16 protein-coding genes and 5 tRNA genes are annotated in these 22,937 nt (G+C 41.7%); 13 read left to right on the top strand and 8 right to left on the bottom strand.

The genetic code is table 11. From position 1 onward, the window contains the following. Positions 1-59: 59 nt before the first annotated feature. The 3 genes from ACRRS1_RS11200 to ACRRS1_RS11190 all read left to right on the top strand — a co-directional run bounded on the left by ACRRS1_RS11200 (position 60) and on the right by ACRRS1_RS11190 (position 4,333). Entirely contained in the window at positions 60-458 is a 399-nt protein-coding gene (locus ACRRS1_RS11200; protein WP_432467821.1) for a nuclear transport factor 2 family protein, read from the top strand. 687 nt (positions 459-1,145) lie between these two features. Further along, positions 1,146-3,794 carry an ExeM/NucH family extracellular endonuclease gene (locus ACRRS1_RS11195; protein ID WP_432467822.1) on the top strand — a complete coding sequence of 883 codons (2,649 nt, stop codon included), beginning with the start codon at positions 1,146-1,148 and terminating at the stop codon, positions 3,792-3,794. Positions 3,795-3,805: 11 nt separating this feature from the next. Beyond that, the gene (locus tag ACRRS1_RS11190; protein ID WP_432467823.1) at positions 3,806-4,333 is read left to right on the top strand and encodes a PEP-CTERM sorting domain-containing protein; all 528 of its coding nucleotides are present in this window, start codon (positions 3,806-3,808) and stop codon (positions 4,331-4,333) included. 275 nt (positions 4,334-4,608) lie between these two features. Here the strand turns inward: ACRRS1_RS11190 and ACRRS1_RS11185 are convergent, their stop codons facing one another. Next, complete coding sequence (locus tag ACRRS1_RS11185; RefSeq protein WP_432467824.1) at positions 4,609-6,207, bottom strand: EAL domain-containing protein; 1,599 nt, start codon at positions 6,205-6,207, stop codon at positions 4,609-4,611. 193 nt (positions 6,208-6,400) lie between these two features. Then, positions 6,401-6,697 (bottom strand): DUF134 domain-containing protein, encoded by a 297-nt coding sequence (locus tag ACRRS1_RS11180; RefSeq protein ID WP_432453113.1) that lies wholly within the window; start codon positions 6,695-6,697, stop codon positions 6,401-6,403. A 593-nt stretch (positions 6,698-7,290) separates the two neighbouring features. Between ACRRS1_RS11180 and ACRRS1_RS11175 the strand changes: the two genes are divergently transcribed. Beyond that, a complete protein-coding gene (locus tag ACRRS1_RS11175) occupies positions 7,291-7,623 on the top strand; it encodes a PBPRA1643 family SWIM/SEC-C metal-binding motif protein (protein ID WP_432467825.1) in 333 nt (110 codons plus the stop codon). Positions 7,624-7,679: 56 nt separating this feature from the next. Here the strand turns inward: ACRRS1_RS11175 and ACRRS1_RS11170 are convergent, their stop codons facing one another. Together ACRRS1_RS11170 and ACRRS1_RS11165 are read right to left on the bottom strand one after the other, a co-directional pair. Beyond that, positions 7,680-8,225: a YaeQ family protein gene (locus ACRRS1_RS11170; RefSeq protein ID WP_432453116.1), complete on the bottom strand. Its 546-nt coding sequence runs from the start codon at positions 8,223-8,225 to the stop codon at positions 7,680-7,682. A 138-nt stretch (positions 8,226-8,363) separates the two neighbouring features. After that, the gene (locus tag ACRRS1_RS11165; protein WP_432467826.1) at positions 8,364-9,902 is read right to left on the bottom strand and encodes a DUF3369 domain-containing protein; all 1,539 of its coding nucleotides are present in this window, start codon (positions 9,900-9,902) and stop codon (positions 8,364-8,366) included. Between the two features lie 262 nt (positions 9,903-10,164). Between ACRRS1_RS11165 and ACRRS1_RS11160 the strand changes: the two genes are divergently transcribed. Beyond that, the gene (locus tag ACRRS1_RS11160; protein WP_432463184.1) at positions 10,165-11,298 is read left to right on the top strand and encodes a GGDEF domain-containing protein; all 1,134 of its coding nucleotides are present in this window, start codon (positions 10,165-10,167) and stop codon (positions 11,296-11,298) included. Between the two features lie 32 nt (positions 11,299-11,330). Here ACRRS1_RS11160 and ACRRS1_RS11155 read toward each other — a convergent pair whose 3' ends face one another. Beyond that, positions 11,331-12,521, bottom strand: coding sequence for an amino acid aminotransferase (locus tag ACRRS1_RS11155; RefSeq protein ID WP_432467827.1), 1,191 nt, complete (start codon positions 12,519-12,521; stop codon positions 11,331-11,333). A 204-nt stretch (positions 12,522-12,725) separates the two neighbouring features. On the opposite strand from ACRRS1_RS11155, the gene ACRRS1_RS11150 reads away from it, so the two are divergent. Continuing rightward, on the top strand, positions 12,726-13,502 hold the full coding sequence (locus ACRRS1_RS11150) for an ElyC/SanA/YdcF family protein (RefSeq protein WP_432453123.1): 777 nt from the start codon (positions 12,726-12,728) through the stop codon (positions 13,500-13,502). A gap of 114 nt (positions 13,503-13,616) precedes the next feature. Further along, positions 13,617-14,369: a triose-phosphate isomerase gene (tpiA, locus tag ACRRS1_RS11145; RefSeq protein WP_432453124.1), complete on the top strand. Its 753-nt coding sequence runs from the start codon at positions 13,617-13,619 to the stop codon at positions 14,367-14,369. Positions 14,370-14,418: 49 nt separating this feature from the next. On the opposite strand, the gene uvrB is transcribed toward tpiA, so the two are convergent. Beyond that, a complete protein-coding gene (uvrB, locus tag ACRRS1_RS11140; protein ID WP_432467828.1) occupies positions 14,419-16,410 on the bottom strand; it encodes an excinuclease ABC subunit UvrB in 1,992 nt (663 codons plus the stop codon). Between the two features lie 1,179 nt (positions 16,411-17,589). Between uvrB and ACRRS1_RS11135 the strand changes: the two genes are divergently transcribed. The 6 genes from ACRRS1_RS11135 to ACRRS1_RS11110 all read left to right on the top strand — a co-directional run bounded on the left by ACRRS1_RS11135 (position 17,590) and on the right by ACRRS1_RS11110 (position 20,070). After that, a tRNA-Asn gene (locus ACRRS1_RS11135) sits at positions 17,590-17,666 on the top strand. Between the two features lie 29 nt (positions 17,667-17,695). Beyond that, positions 17,696-17,771, top strand: a tRNA-Asn gene (locus tag ACRRS1_RS11130). Positions 17,772-17,804: 33 nt separating this feature from the next. Beyond that, positions 17,805-17,880 (top strand) — tRNA-Asn (locus ACRRS1_RS11125). A 27-nt stretch (positions 17,881-17,907) separates the two neighbouring features. Then, a tRNA-Asn gene (locus ACRRS1_RS11120) sits at positions 17,908-17,983 on the top strand. A gap of 32 nt (positions 17,984-18,015) precedes the next feature. Beyond that, positions 18,016-18,091, top strand: a tRNA-Asn gene (locus ACRRS1_RS11115). Between the two features lie 134 nt (positions 18,092-18,225). After that, entirely contained in the window at positions 18,226-20,070 is a 1,845-nt protein-coding gene (locus tag ACRRS1_RS11110) for an EAL domain-containing protein (protein WP_432467829.1), read from the top strand. On the opposite strand, the gene nrdG is transcribed toward ACRRS1_RS11110, so the two are convergent. Beyond that, positions 20,041-20,541, bottom strand: coding sequence for an anaerobic ribonucleoside-triphosphate reductase-activating protein (gene nrdG, locus ACRRS1_RS11105; RefSeq protein WP_432453128.1), 501 nt, complete (start codon positions 20,539-20,541; stop codon positions 20,041-20,043). The two genes, ACRRS1_RS11110 and nrdG, sit on opposite strands and share 30 nt — an antisense overlap. Continuing rightward, a complete protein-coding gene (gene nrdD / locus ACRRS1_RS11100; RefSeq protein ID WP_432453129.1) occupies positions 20,542-22,662 on the bottom strand; it encodes an anaerobic ribonucleoside-triphosphate reductase in 2,121 nt (706 codons plus the stop codon). Positions 22,663-22,937 lie beyond the last annotated feature (275 nt).

Here is a 22,937-nt window from a genome sequence, read left to right as displayed (position 1 = left end):
GAATACCGCTAAATACGCAGGTAGCATAGGCACTCAATTCCCCTCTAATGAGATCCAGCATGAAATATTCAAATAATCGAGATTTAGTTCGCCATGTTTTTACAACGTTGTTTAGTTCAGAACTTATAGAACTGTCGACGGTCGAGCGTTTTTTTTCAAAGACCTACCGCCAATATGCGGATGGACATCAACTCAATTATGAAGAATTTTATTTACATTTAAAAAAACTGAAAAATGAAACGAAAAGCCTGACTATAGAGTTTAAGGCCATTGCAGAACAAGGATCTGACGTACTAACTCATCATTATGTCCATCTTGTCAAACAAGACAATTCAGAGTCATTACTGGAGGTGTTGGCACATTTCCAACTTGAGGATGGCAAAATTACGGGTTGTTGGGAATCTTGCCAAGTTATATCGGGATCTTCATCTGATCATTCATTCGCCTATATTCAATGAACCACGCAAAGCGAGTGTCTTCGCGGTCATTTTCAGCAGATTTGGAAAGACATCGTTCAGTCAGTAGCCGATAAGCCTTCAGAGGCGCATCAGCGACTCAACATGGCTTAGCCGTGGTGCCCGATGTAATAAGGCAGAAACATCCCCCCCTCAATAACGGCAACTGAGACCTAATCATCTATAAGCCTTAAAAGCTCGCTATGTGGCGAGCTTTTAAATTAAAGACTCTTTCTCGCTCCCACAGATTTTTAAGCGTATTTAACAAACGATGAGATACTGCGCTTTCAATCAGATATTGGCCTGCCAGCATCTAGATGCATCCACGATACAAACTTAGTATTGACAATAACTTCACCCGATTGACACACAACTGTCAAAAAATCATTCTATTTTAATCCTCGTCGCTAAGCCCTGAATTTGTTGCAGATCTTATGCGTTCCATAATTTAGAAGCCCTAGTTATTCGTTCAAAATGGAGTTTGAAATGAATTATCACGCAAATCTAATTGCTGTGCCCTTCTGCGCGATATTTCTCAGTTTCGTTGGTCACATCCCTAATCAATGCAACAAAACATCCTTAACGCTAGGCCTCACCACTATTTATCCAAGGAAAATGCACTTGCTTTTAGCTGCCGCGGTTTCCTTGAATTTTTGTGCATGTTTTTAACCAATAGAAAATGGATTGACTATGAAAATGAATATTCTTGCGGCTACGGTGGCCACATTGCTGGCACCGCAGGCGCAATCGACAATCTTCTTGTCGGAGTACATTGAAGGTAGCTCGTATAACAAGGCGATTGAAATTGCCAATGATTCAGAGAATGCGATAACCCTCAACGGTTATAGTCTAAAAAAAGCAACCAATGGTCGAGATACTTGGGGGCAATCAATAGCTCTCGATAATGTGACTATCGCGCCTCATTCTGTATTTGTACTGTCTCACCCCAGTGCAAACAGCGATATTCAGCTAGTGACAGATCAGTCAGACGCTAATGTTATTAACTTTAATGGCGATGATCCTATCGCGCTATTTTTAAACGATACCATCGTCGACATTATTGGTGTTATGGGTGACATTAATTTTGGGAAAGACCAAACACTAGTGCGTATCGACTACACACCTAGTACAGCGTTTAATCTGGCGCAATGGGAAGTTCGCCGCAAAAACGATAGTTCTGATTTAGGGCAGCTGGCTGATGGAAATAGCCCAGCTGTAGAAGCAAGCGAAGTGACTATTATGGATATCCAAGGCGACTCTTGGTTTTCACCATTAATTGATTCCGGTTATCTATCAACTGAAAATTATCAAACTGAAGGTGTGATCACTGCGATCCAAAACAAAGCGCTTGGTAACGACATTAACCAAGGTTTTTTTATCCAAGACCAACAAGGTGACAACAACCCACTAACCTCAGACGGTCTGTTTGTTGACTACGCAGATTTAGCCGGCCTGAATGTTGGCGATAAAGTGGTGGTGGTTGGTAAGGTGAATGAAAACTATGGTTGGACAACTTTATTAGGATCTCAAGTAGAACGCGTTTCTTCTGGAGAATCAATTGAAGCAACGTCGCTACAAACCCTGAGTTCAGATGAGAGTTTCCGTGAGACCTTAGAACGCTACGAAGGCATGCTCGTATCGTTAGAGAAAGCATCTGATCTGCGAGTCACTCGAACTTACGGCTTTGATTACAGTGCTTACCGCAACAATATGGTAGTCGCTCATCAACGAGTCAACTTCCATCCCAATCAGTTGAATACGCCAGTTACTTACGATGATGTGATTGATAGCCCTGCAGAGCAGCAATTGGCTAATAATAAAGACCAACGAATCGTTATCGAAAGTTTTGAAAAAGCAAGCAATGGCGTTGTGCCTTGGTATCCGGAGTTTGGTATTACTGACATTGATCAAAACGGATCGACCGAGGACTACATTCGAATTGGCGACTTAGTGGACGGCCTGCACGGTGTGCTGGGATATTCATATGCTGAATATCGCTTATATGTGACCAACCAAGCTCACACTGACAGCTTTATTCATGAAGAGAATGACCGTACTAATACGCCTGAACTCACCAAAGGGGACCTACAGGTCGCAACCTTTAATGTGCTGAATTACTTTAATTCACCATTTGGTGGAGCTGCTAACCCTAAAGGACAAAACCGGGGCGCAACGACACTGGTAGATTTTGAAATGCAGGCTAATAAGATAGTGGCTGCACTTAAAGCGATGAACGCAGATATTGTCGGTTTAATGGAGATAGAGAATAATGGTTTTGGGGCTAACTCAGCCATTGTTGATCTGGTTAGCCAGTTAAATGCTGAATTACCGCTAGCGGATCAATACCAGATTGCTTGGGACGGTGAGCTTGAACAAGTCGGCAGCGATGCAATCACCAATCAAGTGATTTATAAACCCGCGAAGGTGACTCTGAAGCAAATGCGGGTACTGCAAATGCCAGAACAACATGCGCCTGCTGTAGGCGATGAAGATGGTAATAACTATCAGCGCGATGCGATCACTCCAACTTTTAGCATTAATGGTAGCGACCAAACACTGACGGTTGCAGTCAATCACTTCAAGTCAAAGGGCTCAACCTGCTGGGAAGACGTGGCAATACAACAAGGACAAGATCCAAACCGTCAAGGCTCATGTGAGAATCTAAGAGTATCGGCTGCTTATCAACTGGGTGAAAGCTTAATGGCGGTGTCAGGACACAAGCTCATTATTGGCGATTTAAACTCATACGCGGCTGAAGATCCAATTAGTGTATTAACCGATATGACTCATTTACCAACCGACTACGAAGTGAAGGCTGCTCGTAGCACTTATCTGGGAGAGACCCCGCTACACGGTGATGAAGGGGCTGTTATCACCAAATCCTATGGATACACCAATGTGGTAAAAACATTCCATCCAAACGCCTATGGCTACTCTTACAATGATGAAGTCGGCACCTTAGATTACATATTGGCGTCTCCTAGTTTGATATCACATCTAGTGGATGCTGCTGAATGGAACATTAACGCCGTTGAATCGAGCTTATTTGAATATTCATCCGAGTACAGCGGCGATTTGCCAAAGTACGCTGACGCCTACCGAGCATCAGACCATGACCCCGTGATTGTTGCTTTGAGCTTTAAACCTCAGCAATTGCTTGGCGACTTTGATGGAGATCTTGATATTGATTCATTAGATGTATCTTCGTTTTATCAAGCGATCCGCTCGGCTTCGATAAGCGACTTAGCTTACGACTTCAATCATGATGGCCAGATTAATCGCCGTGACCTACGTGGTTTAATGGATCTTTGTACTCGCGCTCGTTGTGCAACTCACTAAGGGAATTACCGATGAAATATATAATCACACTACTTGCAACATTGTTCACATTACAAGCCAATGCAGCGTTTATCTCACTGGAAACAAATGCCAGTCAATATGCCGCTGGTGACTTAGTGGATGTACGTATGATGGTTGATAATTCGGCAGCAGATATCGCCGAACTAGATTTTGGTCTGCGCTTTGATGAGACCTTGGCCAGCTACCAAGACAGCGGATTTAATGTCTTAAACACTCAGTGGGCAATGGTAACCGATGCGTTCTTATCAGCCAGTAATACACTAAGTGTATACAGCCTATGGTTTGATAACCTAGACGTTCCGGTTGGCGTGTTTGAACTAGCCAGTGCGAGCTTTACCGCTCAGTCGGCTTTTTCAGCCCAATCATTTGAGTTCATCAACGTCTATATCGCAGATTCATTTGGTGACCAAATCGCCAACACGCCTCAAGTATCAGAACCAGCGTCACTGGCGATGTTGTTGATGGGGCTTGGCGTGATGGGATTTAGACGAAAAGCTCACGCTTCACTTCCAGCTTAAGTTCACCAAGTTAAAAGCCCAGGCACCAGCTTGGGCTTTTTATTCTAAATATATTGCTTTCGATAAAACTGAAAAACCGCTACTTTCTGCATCAAGCAAGCTGGTTCTTCCTTATTAGAATCTCGACACCGCTTATTGTAAGCCTACCACTCGAGCTTAAGCCGATGCTGTTTGCGATACAACTCGGTGTAGAAAAAATACTAAGAAGCTGTTAGCTACGGCTCTCAATTACCCTCGAATAAAAAGCAACATGCAGCCTTCAAACAATCGAGGTATTAACCATCTCGCTCAATATAATCAAATAGAGCCGATGGCTCTAGCGGCTTAGCAAACAGCCAGCCTTGGCCGATCGCTTGAGGTGAACGTTGCAATATATAGTTCAATTGCACTTGTGTTTCGATCCCTTCAAAAACAACGTGCACGTTGAACTTCTCTAACAAGCCAAATATACCTTCCAGAGTTAATTTATTTAGAGTGTCGCAGTCAATCGCCTGAGTAAACTCTTTGTCTATTTTGATTTCATTCGGTTCAAAGGTATTTATCCAAGTAAGGTTGGACATTCCCGTACCGAAGTCATCTAAAGATATTTTATAACCCGCTCTCGAAAATCGCTTGGCATAGGCAGACATCTGCTTGAAGTCAGCGGAAGAACGTTCCGTGATTTCTAAAATAATATTTTCTGTTGGCAGTTGCGTTTTAATCCGCTGACTTTCAATAAAATCGAAAAAATCTTCTTCTAACAAGGTTGAAATTGCAATGTTAATACTCACGGTATAACCAGCATTCACAAACTCGGGGGTATTTAGCTCATCGAAAACCTTCACGATAAATTTACGCGTTAGTTTACTAATCAGTAGTGATTGTTCTGCTGCAGCAATAAAGATTTCTGGCGAAATCTGTCCTAATTGCGGATCGTGCCATCGCGCTAACGCCTCAACCCCAGCCATTTTACCGTTGCTTAAATGAACCTTTGGCTGATAAACCGGATAGATTTGATTATTGTTTATCGCATGACTCAGGGCTCTGGTAAATGCTTGCTGCCCGTAGTAGTAATCTTTATATTTCCATAAAAATAACTTACCAATTGAGAACCCAATCAGACCAAGAAAGACTATCAAAAATAGATCCAATTGATAAATGCCGGGCTTGATTTGAAACACCACTAAGCAAATATTATAGTCATCGTTACATTCTCGATGCTCCAAGAAGTTATTCGGTAACGGCAACCAATTAAAGTTTTGCTTTCCTAATAGACTAGAAACATCTATCTCGGAAACTTCTCCAAACTTTTGAACCACTTGCTTAGTTTGTTTGTTGTATAAGATCCCCCCCATGCCATGTAAAGATAGAGACGATAAGTCAACATTATGAAAAAACATGTCGTTAACGCTGACAATCACACTTCCCTTGGAAAATACTCTTATATTACTCGCTTCTTTTGCAGACAGACCATTATCCCGTTGAATCAGCTTTTCCTTGTGTTTAATAGTGTAGGTGCCAAGCTCTACTGGGGGGGTTAAGGAACCAAGCTTAACGGTACAAGCCACATGGCCATTATCAACTCGACCAACATCGACTATATACTCATACGCAAACATCACTTCTGTCAAAAAACGGATATCGCTACTAGAGCAAAAGTCATCTTTAACACTATTCGCGATGCGGATACTGTGATCGACCTCGTTTCCAATATCCATTGCTGTTGCAAAAGCAGAATCACCATAACTTTCTAATAATTTTAACTCACGGTGAACTAACACGTAATGAACCGCAAACACAACACATACACAAACGCAGAAAGGAATAATCCAATTTATATACTTAGTTTTTGCCCGTAAATGACAATAAAAACTGTTAATTATAACTTCTGACATGCCGATACCTATAGTTGTTCTAAACGAGCGAACAAGATTTTACTTAGCCCTATAACGATTGCAATCGGTTTCACCCTGGTGCTCTTCGATAAAACGACATGTAGATAACCATGCCCGATAGGATTGGAGCCTTTAAGTGAAGCAACAACTTGTTATCTCGCCTTTTTTGTTTTAAACATGCTCCGCTTTAGCTTCACTCAATATTCTCATCATTTTCACTATGCATCATTAACGCTTTACCATTACTTAAGCAATCGACCACTTTAAAGCGAGCTGACTTAAGAATGTTAGCAAGAGTTTGCCGTGAAACCCCCATTTCTATCGCCGCTTTTTGCTGTTGCATTTTCATTTGATCAACCAAACGTAAAGCTTCAAATTCGTCTTTATCCAACTGAACCTTCTCCAGTTCACTCATTGGGATCCGATTTGGCTTAAAACAGCTATCTGCTGCCGTACCGCATATATTGCGAGGTATTTTGGGTCTAGGCATTGTTAAATCTACATAAATGGCATTGGCTACATATATACACTATTCACCAATCTATCCCAACCATAATCAAGGGAAAGTTTGCTTGATAGACTGCCCCATAAGTGAAAGACATGTCAATTTTGTACTAAATAGAAAGACATAAATATCGCGTACAAATAGTTCGGTTTCACAACTGTTAATGTTTACAGTTAATAAAATTGAAATGCTCTGCTTTAATCAAATAGAACTTATCAATTATTTGATTAGCTCTCGCGTTTTTAAACTACTTTCATCGTTACAGTTTGCTTGGTGACGATATATTTTCAGCGATGGCTGAAAACAAATCCTCCCTTATGGACACCACTCTATTATGTAGTGGTTTTTTTTATCCATTGAACGTCCTGATGCAAATGACTTCTCTATAGAAAGCTTATGCTTGCCGCCTTAGACTTCACTCTTGGCTAGAGTAAAAAATGCCAATGATAAATTTACATTGCCTTATGAGTTAAGTCGGGTCCACAAGCTATAAACTTTACCCAACGAGAAGGTTTCTTTAGCCTCGTAATTGCTGTATAAGCATGCTCCGGATTATTTTTAGCAAGAGGACTCGAGTGATGTCAAAGTTTTTTTATAAGGGAAAAATCGAGAAAAGACCTAAATATGAAAGTTTTGGTTTTAGTACAAAACGAAACATCAAACCTGGTTCGGCTGAAAAGCCTCTTCAGCTGAGGGTACAAACTGAGGCTCGAAAGCTTGAGCTTGAAACCCAGTTATCAGAGCTACAACTGATTGCCAATATCGTCTTAGCACCTGAGACCGAGGAAGATATCCAAGCGCTAAAAGTTTTATTAGATACACCTCAAACAGCTACCTTTGATAAAACCCCAAAACGCAATGACCCTTGCCACTGTGGCAGCGGTAAAAAATATAAAAAATGTTGTGGTTAAGCGATTCATATACTTGATAATTCTGGTGGAATTAAGCTTGAATATTTAACCCTCACTTAATCTGAAATCGGCAACTGAAGCGGCTTCCAGTTAATATCTAATTCATGACTACCAATCGTGACATAGGCGGATTGTTCGGTAATCGTCACAGATAGATCCATGGTTCGCTCCACATAAGATGCCAGTTTACAAACCTCTTGCCAATCAAGTTGCCAAACTTGCAAATCCAACCGAGTCAGTTTTCCTTGGATTTGTTGCCACCAAGTATTTGATTTAGAGTTAAAACTATACACTTTTACCGTTTCCGCGAGACGCGTCGCCTTCTTAATACGTTCAGCACTGGGTTCCCCCACATCAATCCATAGTTGAACCTGACCATCGAGAGACTTCGACCAAAGGTCGGGCTGTTCGATTTCACTTAAGCCCTTGGTAAACTCCAAACCTTGTTCTGCACTGTGGCAATAAGCCATTACCCGAGCCATCATCCTTTCAAGCGTTTCAGAAGGGTGTTGGGCAATGGTTAAATTGAGTGTGTCATAGTAATTACGGTTTAAATCAGAGAGAGAGATCCGCAATTTATAGATGGTGGGTTTTAGTGCCACTGTAGCGCCTATTCGAGATAGCTGAGCTCTGAGCGCTTAGGCACAGAGCTAGTTAAATGAAGAGAATGCGCTTTTTATTAAGTAAATTCAATGAAATAACACGAAAATATTAGCCTTTGGCCTATTAGCTATCGATCGTTAATCCGGATGGCTGTTGCGAATTTCTAAGAACTCGTCAAAATTCTCGATTAACAGATCAACTAAGGTTGGATCAAAGTGTTTTCCTTTTTGTTCGATGATAAATTGTTTGATTTCTGCGTTCGACCAGGGCTCTTTATAAGAGCGCTTCGACCCCAAAGCATCAAATACATCGGTAATAGCCATGATTCGGCCCACTAAAGGAATGTCTTCCCCCGCTAATTGACGAGGATATCCGCTACCATCCCATTTTTCATGATGGCAAATAGATATTTCGGCTCCGAGACGGGCAATAATCTTATTGGAATCGGCAAGCAAATCGTGACCAACTTGAGCGTGAGTTTGCATCACCTCCCACTCCTGAGCATCTAGCTTACCAGGTTTATGCAGAATCGACTCCGGTATAGCAATCTTACCCAAATCATGTAATGGGGCCGCGTACTTAAACAATTCAACAAATTCAGGGTCAAAATTTAATTTTTTGGCCATTAGTTCGCAAATCAACGACACCCGTTTAACGTGTGACCCAGTTTCTTTACTACGTTGTTCGATGGCGTCACCAATAATGAAAATAAGTTCTTTTTGGGTATCTTGGATCTCTTCTTTAATCGTGAGGTTTTCAAAAGTTAATGCGATATTAGTCGCAAATACTTCTAACAAGCCCTTTTCTATATCATCAAGCGGTTTTTCATGTTGTACATAAAGCAGACTAACACTGCGATTATCGGTTGAATAAAATCCAACATAACAGTCTTCATTTACGATGGTCCTGCGCTCTTGTAACGCGTGTTTGAGCAATGCTTTTACGTTGTCAGGGATCTTACTCTGATCAAAATCAGATTCATTGTGCTCATTCGTCACAAAATCACCGGTCGCAGCCAATACATTAAACGACTGATGATGTAATACGTCTTCAGTTAAGGTCGTGATATACATGGCCGACGTTTCTAACTGGAACAATTCGACCAACTGCTCTAACACCGCTGAACCGAAGTGGTAAAGCGTTTTACTCTTTAAAACTAAGGATGTGGACTCTATAACCTTCAACAAACCAGAGCGATGACGTTCGATGAATAGAATATCTCGATAAGAACGGATCGCTGAATAAGTAATGGTTTTTAACTTGGTGGCGGTTAACTCTGTTTTGCTCTTATAATCATTGATATCGTAATCTTTAATCACCGACTCTTCAGGAGCCTGCCCTGGCTGGCCGGTCCTTAGAATCAAGCGCGTGGCATGGTTTCCCTTGGTTTCGCGGATCCAGCGAACTAATTCCAAGCCCGCATGTTCGGTTTCCATCACCACATCAACTAAGGCAATCGCGATATCATCATGCTCATTAAATATTTGGCGCGCCTCCTCCGCACTATAAGCAGAAAGAAACTCTAACTCATAACCATCAATTTCAACCCCAGACAGCACTAAGCGCGTCACTGAGTGAATTTCAGCTTCATCATCAATAACCAATAACTTCCAAGATGCCTTGGTAACTTTTTTTTCTGGTTCTTCAGTATCATCAATGAACAGAAAGTCACTCATGCGCCGCTCCGTATTTTTTCGTTACAATAAAATTAGGACAGTAACTGCATAATATCAAAGACTAATATGCAGTTACTGTAGAAAACTTCGAGGCCAGCCTGCTTATTGGCCTATATCGATTTTAAAATAGTTAAATATTCTATAAAATCATTCCAAACTCAATTACTTGAAATTTATGGAAAGTCGCTTAACAAGCCATAATGTATTCCCGTCCCTCGCCATTTTGATGATAGCGACAGGGACACTAATTTGGTATTCAAGCTTGTCTACCAATATTCGCGAACTCATTTATTGGTTACCCTATGGCTTTGCTACCATTATCACAATGCTGGCGCTGCAGTTTAATCGACGGCAGTTATTCGTGGTAGCACTTGTAAACACTTTTAGTTATTGGTTAATAGTCAACTACTTACAGCAACCGCTCGCAGAGCCAACTGCTTCGACCTGCTTTACTGTGCTCGGTTTATTCATTCCTTTCAACTTGTTTCTTAATCAATTAGTCAAAGATAACGGCTGGATAACTCGGCGAGCTCTCGTTTGGTATATTTGCTTAGCATTACAAATGCTAAGCATACCAGTCATCATCGACTTTTTTGCCCTCGATATGCAAGGTATGATTAAACAATGGTTTAGCCCCCGCCCGCTCGAAGGCCTCGTGATTAGCCTAAATGCGCTCGGGTTCATCATGTTTTGTTTGGTTATCTCATTTATTCGTTTCATCAATAAACCAACCAGTATTTCGATTGGACTGTTTTTTAGTTTCTTAGCCAGTACCTTTCCGTTGATTTTTCTCGACAGAGAAGCTATTTCTTCAATTTTTTTTACAGCATCGATGTTAATCATGTTGTTCAGCGGATTTAATGCTTCACATGAACTGGCTTATCGCGATGAGCTCACCGGATTATTAGGTCGACGCATGTTATTTGAGCGCTTAGCGGGATTGTCTAAAAACTATTGCCTAGCCATGGTGGATATTGACCATTTCAAAAAATTTAATGATACCTATGGCCATGATGTGGGTGATGATGTCTTGGCGATGGTGGCAGCAAAGCTGGACCAAATTGAAGGTGGAGGTCAAGTGTTTCGTTATGGGGGAGAAGAGTTCACTGTATTATTTAAGGGCAAGCAACTCGAGCATGCCAAAATATTTTTAGATGACATACGCGAGCTCATTGCTCAAACCCCTTTCGCTATTCGTGATAATAACAGTCGTAATACCAGCGATAAATCACGCCGAGGGGAACAACCCGAGCCTAAAAATACGGTACAAATTACGGTAAGTATTGGAGTGGCAGAGAAATCTAATCTACACGCCAGTGCAGAGGAAGTGATAAAAGATGCAGATAATGCCTTGTATGAAGCGAAAAAGAAGGGGCGCAATGTCGTGATAGGATAAGGCTTAGCAAGCTAAGCCTTATTGTTTACTTGCTACACAACCGCTGCTATCGCTTCACATAATGCTTGCATATTGTCTTTGGTCATCCCGGCGACGCTGATCCGACCCGAGCCAACAATATATACCGCATGTTGCTCTTTTAAGATTTGCACTTGTTGTTTACTTAAACCAGAGAACGAGAACATACCATTCTGGCGCTGAATAAAGCTGTAATCACCCTCAGCGCCTTTTTCAGCTAACGTGGCAACAAACAAGTCACGCATTTCTTTAATCCGCTCACGCATCTCTGTGACTTCGCTATGCCATTGCGCTTTTAGCTCTGGATTTTGCAAAATTGTAGTCACCACAGCAGCGCCGTGAGATGGTGGGTTCGAGTAGTTCGCTCGAATACCTGCTTTTACTTGGCTAAATGCCGCGGCGCCCTGCTCTTTGTTTTGAGCAACCAAAGTGAATGCACCCACCCGCTCATTATATAAGCCAAAGTTTTTAGAAAAAGAACTGGCAACCATTAACTCTTTAATTTGTTCGGCAAAAAGTCGCAAACCAGCGGCGTCTTCTTCCACACCTATAGAAAACCCTTGGTAAGCGAAATCAAACAATGGCAATATCTTTTTGCTTGCTGCTAAGTTGGCTAATTGCTGCCATTGTTCAATTGTTGGGTCGATGCCAGTAGGATTATGACAACAGCCGTGGAAAAGTACTAAGTCGCCCGCACTAACTTGCTCTAAAGAACTTAACATCGCTGCAAAGTCGAGATCTTGGGTCTCTGGGTTGTAGTAATCGTAAGCTTTTACTTCAAGGCCTAAGGCTTTAAAAATATTGCCGTGGTTGGCCCAAGTTGGGTTACTCACCCAAACAGTACGTACACCTAAATGATTATAAGCGAATTCAGCGGCATTATGCAGAGCCCCGGTACCACCTGGCGACTGAGCCGTAAAAGCGCGTTGGCTGCTTACGATTTCACTATTTTCACCAAACAACAGTTTCTGTACTTCCAAGCCATAAGCAGGATTACCTTCAATACTAAGATAAGACTTACTACTTTCCGTTTCCAGTAACTTCTGCTCTGCAATTTTAACGGTCTTTAAAACTGGAGTTGCACCAGCTTCGTTTTTATAAATACCGACTCCTAGATTAATCTTGTTAAGACGGGGATCGGCTTTAAAAGCTTCAGTTAAACCTAAAATGGGATCTGCCGCGGCCGCGGAAACACGCTCAAACATACTTTCCTCACTGCTAATTACTTGCCTGTATTGAGCGAAGATTACCTTAAGTTTAGAAAGCTGTCTTTATGTAGAGGAAAAAATAACAAGTAAATTTTGATTTAACGCATTAATTTGGATTAAGTCGAGATTTTTGATAATTTTAAACACCTATGAATAAGGATAGATTAAGATGCTTGCATCGCAAACTAGAGAACCAGCTATATGGATTTAAGTTTAGGTTTTATTGTAAAAAAATGGTTAGGTTCGTTACTGATGCCTCTCAACATTTCGCTATTTTTTTTGGTGTTATCACTTTACTTTTGCCTCACTAAACGGCCTTATCGCGCCGCGATCACCCTTTTACCTGCTTTAGTCATATTATTGCTTACCAGTAATCCTTGGTGGGTTAATCAGCAGTTAATCGCAAACGAGCGACAAGTTCTGCCTCCGAGTCAGCTGGTCAATAGTTTTGACTTTGTTGTGGTCTTGGGGGGCGGACATATCAGTGACCCCTTGTTGTCCCCTACTGAGCAACTCAGTCGTTCATCTTTTGCCCGCATCACTAAGGGCATCGAATTGAGTCTTGTGAATCCACAGAGCCGCTTAATCGTATCTGGTTATGGTGGAAGCGATCCCAATAGTAATGCTGAATTAATGCAAAAGGTTGCTACAGCAGCTAATATTCCGCCAGCCAATATTATCACCATTCCAAAAGCGATGGATACAGAGCAAGAAGCCGCAGTCATCGCTAGTTATATTGGTCAACGACCTACAGCGCTGATTACCAGTGCAACCCATATGCAACGCGCACTGCAGTACTTCCGTCAATACTCGAACAACATTAGTCCTGTTCCCACGGATTACTTAGGGAAAGAAGCCCAAGGAAAACAACGCCTTTACGAATTTTTACCGGATGCTCGCTTCATCTATCGTTATGATGCGGTTTGGCACGAGAAATTGGGGATTTGGTGGCAAAAAATTCGTGACCATTTTTCATAATCGTTTGTTTTAGATCAGCTACTTTCAGTTTTAACCAGATAATTTCGTGTAAACACTACGATTTTGTAATTTATTCTCTATAATCGAGCCAATTTACTTAAAGGAGAAAGCGTGATGAGAACACCTCTTGTAATGGGTAACTGGAAGCTAAACGGTACGAAAGATTCAGTTACTGCGTTAGTGAATGGTTTAATTGAGCCAGCAAAAGCTGCAACCAATGTACAAACAGCGATTTGCCCCCCAGTGATTTTCTTAGGTCAAGTAGAAGCCTTAGTCGGTGACGCTCCTATCGCTTACGGCGCTCAAGATGCTAGTGTGAACGTTTCTGGTGCATTTACAGGTGAAAATTCACCCGTCATGTTAAAAGAATTCGGCTGTACTTACAGCTTGGTTGGCCACAGCGAACGTCGCCAATACCATAACGAAACTGACGCAGTCGTCGCCGCAAAATTCAAAGCAATTCAGGAAAACCAATTGGTACCTGTTCTTTGTATTGGTGAAACGCTTGAAGAGAATGAAAGCGGAAAAACTGAAGCTGTTGTTGAAGCTCAATTAAAAGCTGTAATTGAGCTTTGTGGTATTGATGCCCTAGCTAATGCAGTGATTGCTTACGAGCCGGTATGGGCCATTGGTACTGGTAAGTCAGCAACCTCTGAGCAAGCACAAGCGGTTCATGCTCATATCCGTGGCTGGTTAGCAGCACAAAGCGCAAGTGTTGCAGAAAAAGTTCAAATTCTTTACGGCGGTAGCGTAAAAGCTGCGACTGCAAAAGAATTGTTCTCTCAAGCTGACATTGACGGCGCGCTTGTTGGCGGAGCTTCATTAATGGCTGAAGAGTTTGGCGCAATTATTCTTGCTGCGAACTAATCACGATTCATTGTTATTAAGCCGCGACGTTTAGCATCGCGGCTTTTTTTTAACTAATTTTAATAAGTTGTTGATGTAACTCTGCGATACTATCACGCAAGCTTGCGGCTTGTTCAAACTCAAGTTCCTTAGCATGACCAATCATTTGCTTTTCTAAATCAGCAATTTTCTTTAACATCATCTCTGGAGTCAGAGTTCGATATTGTGCTTGTGGTTCTGTAGCTTGCAGCGCTTTTGATTTTCCAAAGTTACTAATATCGACAACTTTTTTGTTGAGTTTTTGCGGAATAATCCCCCGCTCTTGATTGTAAGCATGTTGAATTTCACGACGTCGGTTGGTCTCAGAGATAGCTTTATCCATCGAACCAGTAATTTTTTCCCCGTACAAAATAGCTTTGCCTTGCGGATGTCGGGCAGCACGGCCAATGGTTTGGATCAAAGACCGTTCTGAACGCAAGAAGCCTTCCTTATCCGCATCCAGAATAGCGACTAACGAAACTTCCGGCATGTCTAAACCTTCTCGTAGCAAGTTAATCCCAACCAGTACGTCAAAGATCCCCATACGTAAGTCTCGAATGATTTCAACCCGCTCTACAGTATCAATATCGGAGTGTAAATAGCGCACTTTAACTTGATGCTCTGCCAGATACTCGCTTAAATCCTCGGCCATTCGCTTGGTCAGCGTAGTTACAAGCACTCGTTCATCAATCGCTGTTCTAATTCGGATCTCTGATAGTAAATCATCTACTTGGGTGGCAACGGGTCGCACTTCAATGACCGGATCCAGCAACCCTGTGGGCCTAACGACCTGCTCAACAAATTCTTGATTAGTTTTCTCAAGTTCATAGGTACTCGGCGTCGCCGAAACAAAAATAGTTTGCGGCGCAATCGACTCGAATTCTTCAAATTTTAATGGTCGATTGTCCAGCGCTGAAGGCAAGCGAAAACCGTAATTCACTAAATTTTCTTTTCGTGAACGGTCACCTTTATACATCGCGCCAATTTGCGGTACGGTGACGTGCGACTCATCTATCACCATCAGCCCATCAGCAGGAAGATAATCTAATAAGGTTGGTGGTGGCTCGCCGGGGGCGCGACTGGAGAGATATCGGGAGTAGTTTTCAATCCCAGAGCAATATCCCAATTCATTCATCATTTCGATGTCAAACAAAGTCCGTTGGGAAATTCGTTGCTCTTCAATAAGCTTATTAACGTCAAGCAACTGCTTTTTACGCTCATTTAACTCTTCTTTAATGGAAGAAATTGCGTTAACGATAGTTTCGCGAGGAGTCACATAGTGCGTTTTAGGAAAAATGGTTGCCCTGACCATCGAAGCTTCTTCTACTCCGGTGAGCGGGTCAAAGCTGCTGAGTCGTTCTACTTCACCGTCAAATAATTCTATACGTAAAGCATTTTTATCGGATTCAGCAGGAAAAACATCGATTACATCTCCCCTAACCCGAAAGGTTGAGCGTTGAAATGCCGCATCATTACGAGAATATTGTAATTCCGCGAGACGTCGTAAAATGGCCCGTTGGTCAATCATATCCCCAACACTCAAGTGCAACATCATCTGTAAATACGACTGTGGATCTCCCAAACCATAAATTGCAGAAACTGAAGCAACTAACACCACGTCCCTACGCTCTAATAGCGCCTTAGTGGCCGAGAGTCGCATCTGTTCAATATGCGAGTTAACCGAAGCATCTTTCTCAATAAAGGTATCAGTGGTCGGTACGTAGGCTTCTGGTTGGTAATAATCGTAGTAAGATACAAAAAACTCGACGGCGTTATGAGGGAAAAATTCCTTCATTTCACCATATAGCTGCGCAGCTAAAGTTTTGTTTGGCGCCAAAATAATTGTTGGACGGTTTTGTTCGGCAATCACGTTGGCTATGGTAAAAGTTTTACCGGAGCCAGTGACACCTAGCAAGGTTTGGTGAGCTAAGCCATCTGCTAAGCCTTCATTTAGACTTTCAATCGCTTTAGGTTGATCGCCTGCAGGCGTATATTCAGAAACCAAATCGAAAGTTTTTTTCATAAATCGATAACCAACTAAAAACCAGATGAGCGTCATTCTACTCGAATGTCGCTCAGTTTAAATAAGCGCGCGATAGCTATCAGCCAATTTATTGCGGTTCAGTAGAGAATATCGGTTTTGTATAATTAACAGCAGAAATTGCTGAATTGTGTACAGTAAACTTCTTGTAACAAAAAGTAATGCACACCGATTTTTTTGTTAAATGCAATATTTATTTTCTCGGTCGAATTTTGAGCTTTTATCCTAGAAATAACAATAAGTGTTTGTTATATATAGAGTTAAGCTTATTTTTGAATTTCGTTTAATTTCTCTTGACCCCGCGTCTTTATTGGCCTGCAGCCAGATATAATATTTTAATGCACATAGTTATCCACAAAATCAGTGGATAAGTCATAGAAACATCCACAACCAAAGGCTTTGCGGGATTGTGTATAAATCTCAGCAATAAAGTGTAGCGCACCGCAAGAGTTTAACCATGATGACACACCGAGTTTAAAAAATTTTGGCAAGCAATTTTGAAAATATCGCAAACCCGATGTCACAGAGCTTCACAAAACTATCTTCCTAAGCTCACCGCAAACTTTTGCTATGAATTAAACGGCAGCCAGGTGCTAAATGCGTGACAAGCGCAGTGCAGAGCAAGCCTTCAAATTGGTTTTAGGGTATTTGGTTAGAACGACTTTTTCGCGCCATGTGTAGGTATAAGACCTTTGTTATTCGACACCTAAATAAAGTGAGCGTTGTTGGCTATTTCAATTTACGGCAGATTCGTGAACAACATCATTTAGGCTCACCCCACTATTCTTCCATTATTGACGCATGTTTTAAGGTAACGATTCAATACAAGCATAAGGTAATGCTAACCGCTGCCTATTATTTAAGACAGGCATAAACGACCAGCTCTGCAGTAAGTAAACATAACAACGCGAGACTTTAGGCAAGGCATCACAAACTACTTTACGATAGGCAGCCAGCATGACTTTGTTGGTTACGTACAACGAATTACATCAGACGCCAATTCAGCAGTTTTTCATCACCGCTGAGCAAGATTTGATCGAAGATGGGTGATATGTGGATGTAGTTTGAGCAAACAAACACTATTTATCATTTTTGAGGTAGAATTAGTTGACAGCTATCAGGGCAATTATTACTATGCGCCCCGCACTTAAGCAAAGCGATTCCCCAGTAGCTCAGTTGGTTAGAGCGGTGGACTGTTAATCCATGTGTCGTTGGTTCAACTCCAACCTGGGGAGCCAATCTGTTTCGCTTTAGTACATATCAAGATTCCCCAATAGCTCAGTTGGTAGAGCGGTGGACTGTTAATCCATGTGTCGTTGGTTCAAGCCCAACTTGGGGAGCCAATCTTGATGACAATAAGTTAGACCTTATATGATTCCCCAATAGCTCAGTTGGTAGAGCGGTGGACTGTTAATCCATGTGTCGTTGGTTCAAGCCCAACTTGGGGAGCCAATCATATAAGCAGATAGTGTTGATAATTCCCCAATAGCTCAGTTGGTAGAGCGGTGGACTGTTAATCCATGTGTCGTTGGTTCAAGCCCAACTTGGGGAGCCACATCAAAACTATCATAGGTAAATGCTGATAATTCCCCAGTAGCTCAGTTGGTAGAGCGGTGGACTGTTAATCCATGTGTCGTTGGTTCAAGCCCAACCTGGGGAGCCATTATCTAGCTCACTCTTCTGTTAAATATTGTTTATTCTAGCTAGTTGATCTCAATTCACTAACCATCTGATAGATAAGTCTATTGTTTACATGTATTATCATTAAATATTGCTGATTTAATGAACAGGTAGATTATGAAAGGCCTTAGAACATTCTTTGTTGTAAACGCTCTTTTATTTATCGCTTTATGGGGTGGATTAGTCAGTGTTCATGTGCAACTGTTTAAGCAAGATTTAGCACACGAAAATCAACAAATTAATACCCTACTACAGCTGCAATTAAATGATGATGCACAGCTCAAGCAAACTTACTTACAACAGCTGCTTGAGCAGCATAAACTCAGTTTTATTTCAACGCAGTTAGCCATTGATAACAACCTTGCCTTAGTTGGCCCTCCCCAACATTGGTTGGTAGAGCTGGTTGAACCCAATAAAACAAAACTACAAACGATCACCGTCGACAATTACCAGGTTAACTATAAGCCGTCTTTCGAATTTGTCAGCGACAACTACCTTAAGCTCTATTTAACCATTGCTGGTATTTGTTTATTTGGTTATGTATTAACCAGCCTTCTATTCTTGCGTTCAATCTCGCGCGTAAAAAGTAAACTTAAAACGCTACTAAATACCGAACGTTATGTCGATGAACAACCCGTATTAGGCTCCGTGGGAGAATTGATTAAAGAACAAAAATTACAACTCACTCAGCAAATCCGCGAACAAAAACATGCGATTGGCCAATTAGAAAAACAAGTTGCATTAGATCCTTTAACTGGCCAGTTAAATCGCCATTCATTTCGCCAGAAAATGCAAAGTCTATTAAAATCTGAACTCAAAGATACGGTACTATTTTTAGTCAGAGCTTCTCAGTTACAAGAAATTAATAAAGTGCGAGGTCATCAAGCCGGAGATGAATATATACAAGAAGTGGCTAATATCATCGATTACAACCGTAAAGAATACCACAACAGCTTATTATACCGTTTGCTTGGCGCTGAATTTGCGTTGATCATTCCAAGACTACCTGCGACTCGAATCAGTCAAGTTGCGCAAAACTTAAGCGCGTCATTTAGTGATTTGAGTCATCGTAAACAAATGCAAAGTGCCGCCTACATCGGTATCACCGAATTTAAAAATGGGGATACTATCGAGCGAATCATCACCCGAGCAGATGCCGCCTTAGAAATCGCCCAAAGTCTTTCTCCAAATGCTTGGGAGCTGGTACTCGAAGATAGCCATACTCTCGAGAGTAGCGAACTACAATGGCATACGACCCTCAGTTCATTATTAACACACCAGCGCTTTCGTATCGCTTCTCAGGCCATTCAATCACTGCATCGTACAATGCCCGCTTATCATGAAGTTTTCATTCGTTTCTTATCTGAAGACCAGCAACAATTGCCTACCGAAACATGTTTAGTTATGGCTGAACGTCTTGGGTTAATTGCAAAACTCGAACAATCGACCCTTGCTTATGTATTGCAAACCATCGCCGAACAGAATGCAGAATATCGCTGGGGGATCAACCTGAGTAAGTTAGTTTTAATCGAACCGAGTTTTTGCACTTGGTTAAGTCAAGAATTGTCAAAATACCCCAACCTGCAATCACGAGTCGTATTTGAACTAGAAGAAGAAGTTCTGAATTTGCACTTAAGCAATGCAAAAAAATTGTTCGAAATATTAAGGAAAAACAGTTGCCATACCGCTATTGCAGACTTTGGTACGGGGATCGGCTCTTTTAAGCTATTTAAAGAATTGAAGCCAAACTATGTAAAAATTAGCAGCGATTTAGTGCAACAACTTGCAAATGACAAATCCAACCAGCAACTGGTCGGTATGCTGGTGGAAGTGTCGCACCGCTTAGGCTGCCAAGTTATCGCTCAAGGCGTTGAGACATTAGAACAAAAACAACTTTTGGAATCGATGTATGTTGATAGCTTGCAAGGCTATTTAATTGCCCGACCCAAGCTCATACATTGAGTCACGCAAGGGGTGTTGATATATAACCTGATTACTACTGCCCCGCCAAACTAACTTAGCATCGGCTAAGCTTTGTTCGAACTTACCATCGATAAGTGTATCAATCATTCGTACGATATCTTGTTGCGCAGGATTAAGCTCGGCTAAGCGATAACCAGTCCATAACCAAATATCTTTGCCAATACATTCAGTTTTAACTCGTAATACTAAACGTTTAATCGCTGCGAGGTTGTTAGGATGCAGTGGATCGCCACCAGTCAAACTTAAACCTTTGCGTTTAATTCGAGGGTCATTTAGATCATCAATAATTTTCTGTTCTAAGGCATCGGTAAATTCATGCCCCGCATCACAACGCCAAGACTTCTGATTATAACAGCCCTTACACTGATGCTCACAACCAGCAACAAACAAGGTACAACGCGTACCCTGTCCATTCACCACGTCGATCGTATGGTAGCTAAGATAATGCATTTACAGATGTTTGACCCGACGTTTCACTTCTTCTTGTTTGCCATAGTTAAACGGACGTGCATCAGGACTACCTAAGTAACCGCAAACCCGACGAATAACCGATACCTTACTGGCTTCACTATTGCCACATGAAGGACATTCAAAGCCTTTGCTGGTACAGTTAAATTCGCCCGTAAAATGACATTCATAACACTCATCAATCGGTGTATTTGTCCCATAATAAGGCACCCGATCATAGCTATAGTCCCAAACGTCTTCTAGGGCTTCTGTATTATGTTGCATATTTGGATATTCACCATAGCAAATAAACCCGCCGCTAGAGATCGCAGGGTAAGGTTGTTCAAAGTCGATCTTATCAAAGGGATTGACCTGTTTCTCTACATCCAAATGGAAACTATTGGTGTAATAACCTTTATCCGTGACTCCTGCTATCACCCCAAACTTCTTCGCATCTAAACGGCAGAAACGGTCACATAAATTCTCACTAGGCGTACTATACAAGCTGAAAGCATACCCACTTTCTTTCTCCCAACGCAGAGTTGCTTGTTTCAGCGCCGTTACGATCCCAAGGGCCTTTTGTCGTAACTGTTTACTATCGTAAACATGTTGGTCATCAGCATATAAAGCATTTACTGTTTCATGTAGACCAATATAACCCAATGAAATAGAAGCTCGACCATTTTCAAATATTTTGGAGACATCGTCTTCGGCGTTTAAGCGAACACCACAAGCTCCTTCCATATATAAAATAGGAGCAACTTTGGCTTTCACCCCTTTTAGACGCTCTATTCGGGTATCAAGACCTTGCTTGGCGATACTTAATCGTTGGTCTAACAACTCATAGAATCGTTGTTCATCCCCTTTTGCTTCGATGGCTATCCGCGGTAAATTTAAACTGACAACACCGAGGTTATTTCGACCATCATGGACTTCTTTACCGCCCTCTTGATAAGGTCCCAAGAAACTGCGACACCCCATTGGGGTTTTAAAAGAACCGGTCACTTCAACGACTTTGTCGTAGTTCAAAATATCAGGGTACATTCGTTTGGATGCACACTCTAAGGCAAGTTGTTTAATATCGTAACTCGGATCTTCAGGCTTATGATTTAAACCATCTTTAATCGCAAAGACCAATTTAGGGAATACTGCGGTTTTGGCATTTTTGCCTAAACCTGCAATACGATTTTGCAAAATTGAGCGCTGAATCAACCGTGCCGCCCAACAGGAGCCTAAACCAAAACCGAAGGTGACAAACGGTGTTTGCCCGTTGGCTGTATGTAAAGTATTCACTTCATACTCTAAAGACTGAAAAGCATCATGACATTCTTTCTCAGTTTGTGCTTTCGCATAAGCCTCTTGATCCGCTATTTCCCATTGTTTAGCAGTAGCTAAATGCTTTTCATGACTTTTGAGAACATAAGGCGCCAGAATCTCATCAATTCGATTGATAGTCGTGCCACCATAAATATGACTCGCAACCTGAGCAATAATCTGCGCTGTCACCGCAGTTGCTGTAGAAATGGACTTTGGCGTCTCAATTTCAGCATTGCCCATTTTAAAACCACCAGTGAGCATGCCTTCAAGGTCAATTAGCATACAATTAAACATCGGGAAAAATGGAGCGTAGTCTAAGTCATGGAAGTGGATCTCACCGCTATCGTGAGCCTTAACAACATCTCGAGGTAACAAATGGGTTTTCGCATAATGCTTTGCAACAATCCCGGCTAAAAGATCACGTTGAGTCGGGATCACTTTGCTATCTTTATTGGCGTTCTCATTAAGCAAGGCGGCATTACTTTGCTCGACCAGTCCTCTGATTTCGTTATTTAAAACGCTACGTTTGTCGCGGGCAACATCTCGATCATGACGATACTCAATATAGGCGCGAGCCAAAGTCTTATTGTCATTTTCCATCAGGCAATTTTCAACTGAGGCTTGAATGTCGTTGATATCAACTTCTGCCAGATTGATAAATTGTTCGGTCACCTGCTGCGCTATTTGTAATGCGACAAGATTATCTTTTACGCCTAAAGCCTCTGCGGCTTTCAATACGGCGTCAACAATCCGTTTAGCGTCGTAAGGTACACGGCTTCCGTCTCGCTTGATCACGACTGTTTTCACGATTTACGCTCCAATTTTACTCACTCATTCATTAGAAAATTGCGGAACCCGCGCTACCAAAGGCTTAGCTGTCGATATTGTATAAAAAAGCATCTGGATGATCGGATAACCATATATTGTGGTTGAGAATTGTAGTTCCCACTAGATATGGTAGTCGAGAAGTTTAAACGTTAAAGCAAAATCAAATGATCAAGATCAAGCTAAGCTAAAAAAGCTGATCTGTTTGCCTAAAAATGCTCCACAAATCACGGCAAAATTTATGGCCTTTTTCCACA

It is taken from the genome of Agarivorans sp. Z349TD_8, assembly GCF_050870825.2.
Lineage (GTDB): Bacteria > Pseudomonadota > Gammaproteobacteria > Enterobacterales > Celerinatantimonadaceae > Agarivorans.
Note: the sequence above shows the minus strand (reverse complement) of the source record. Positions and strands in the feature narration are given on the sequence as shown.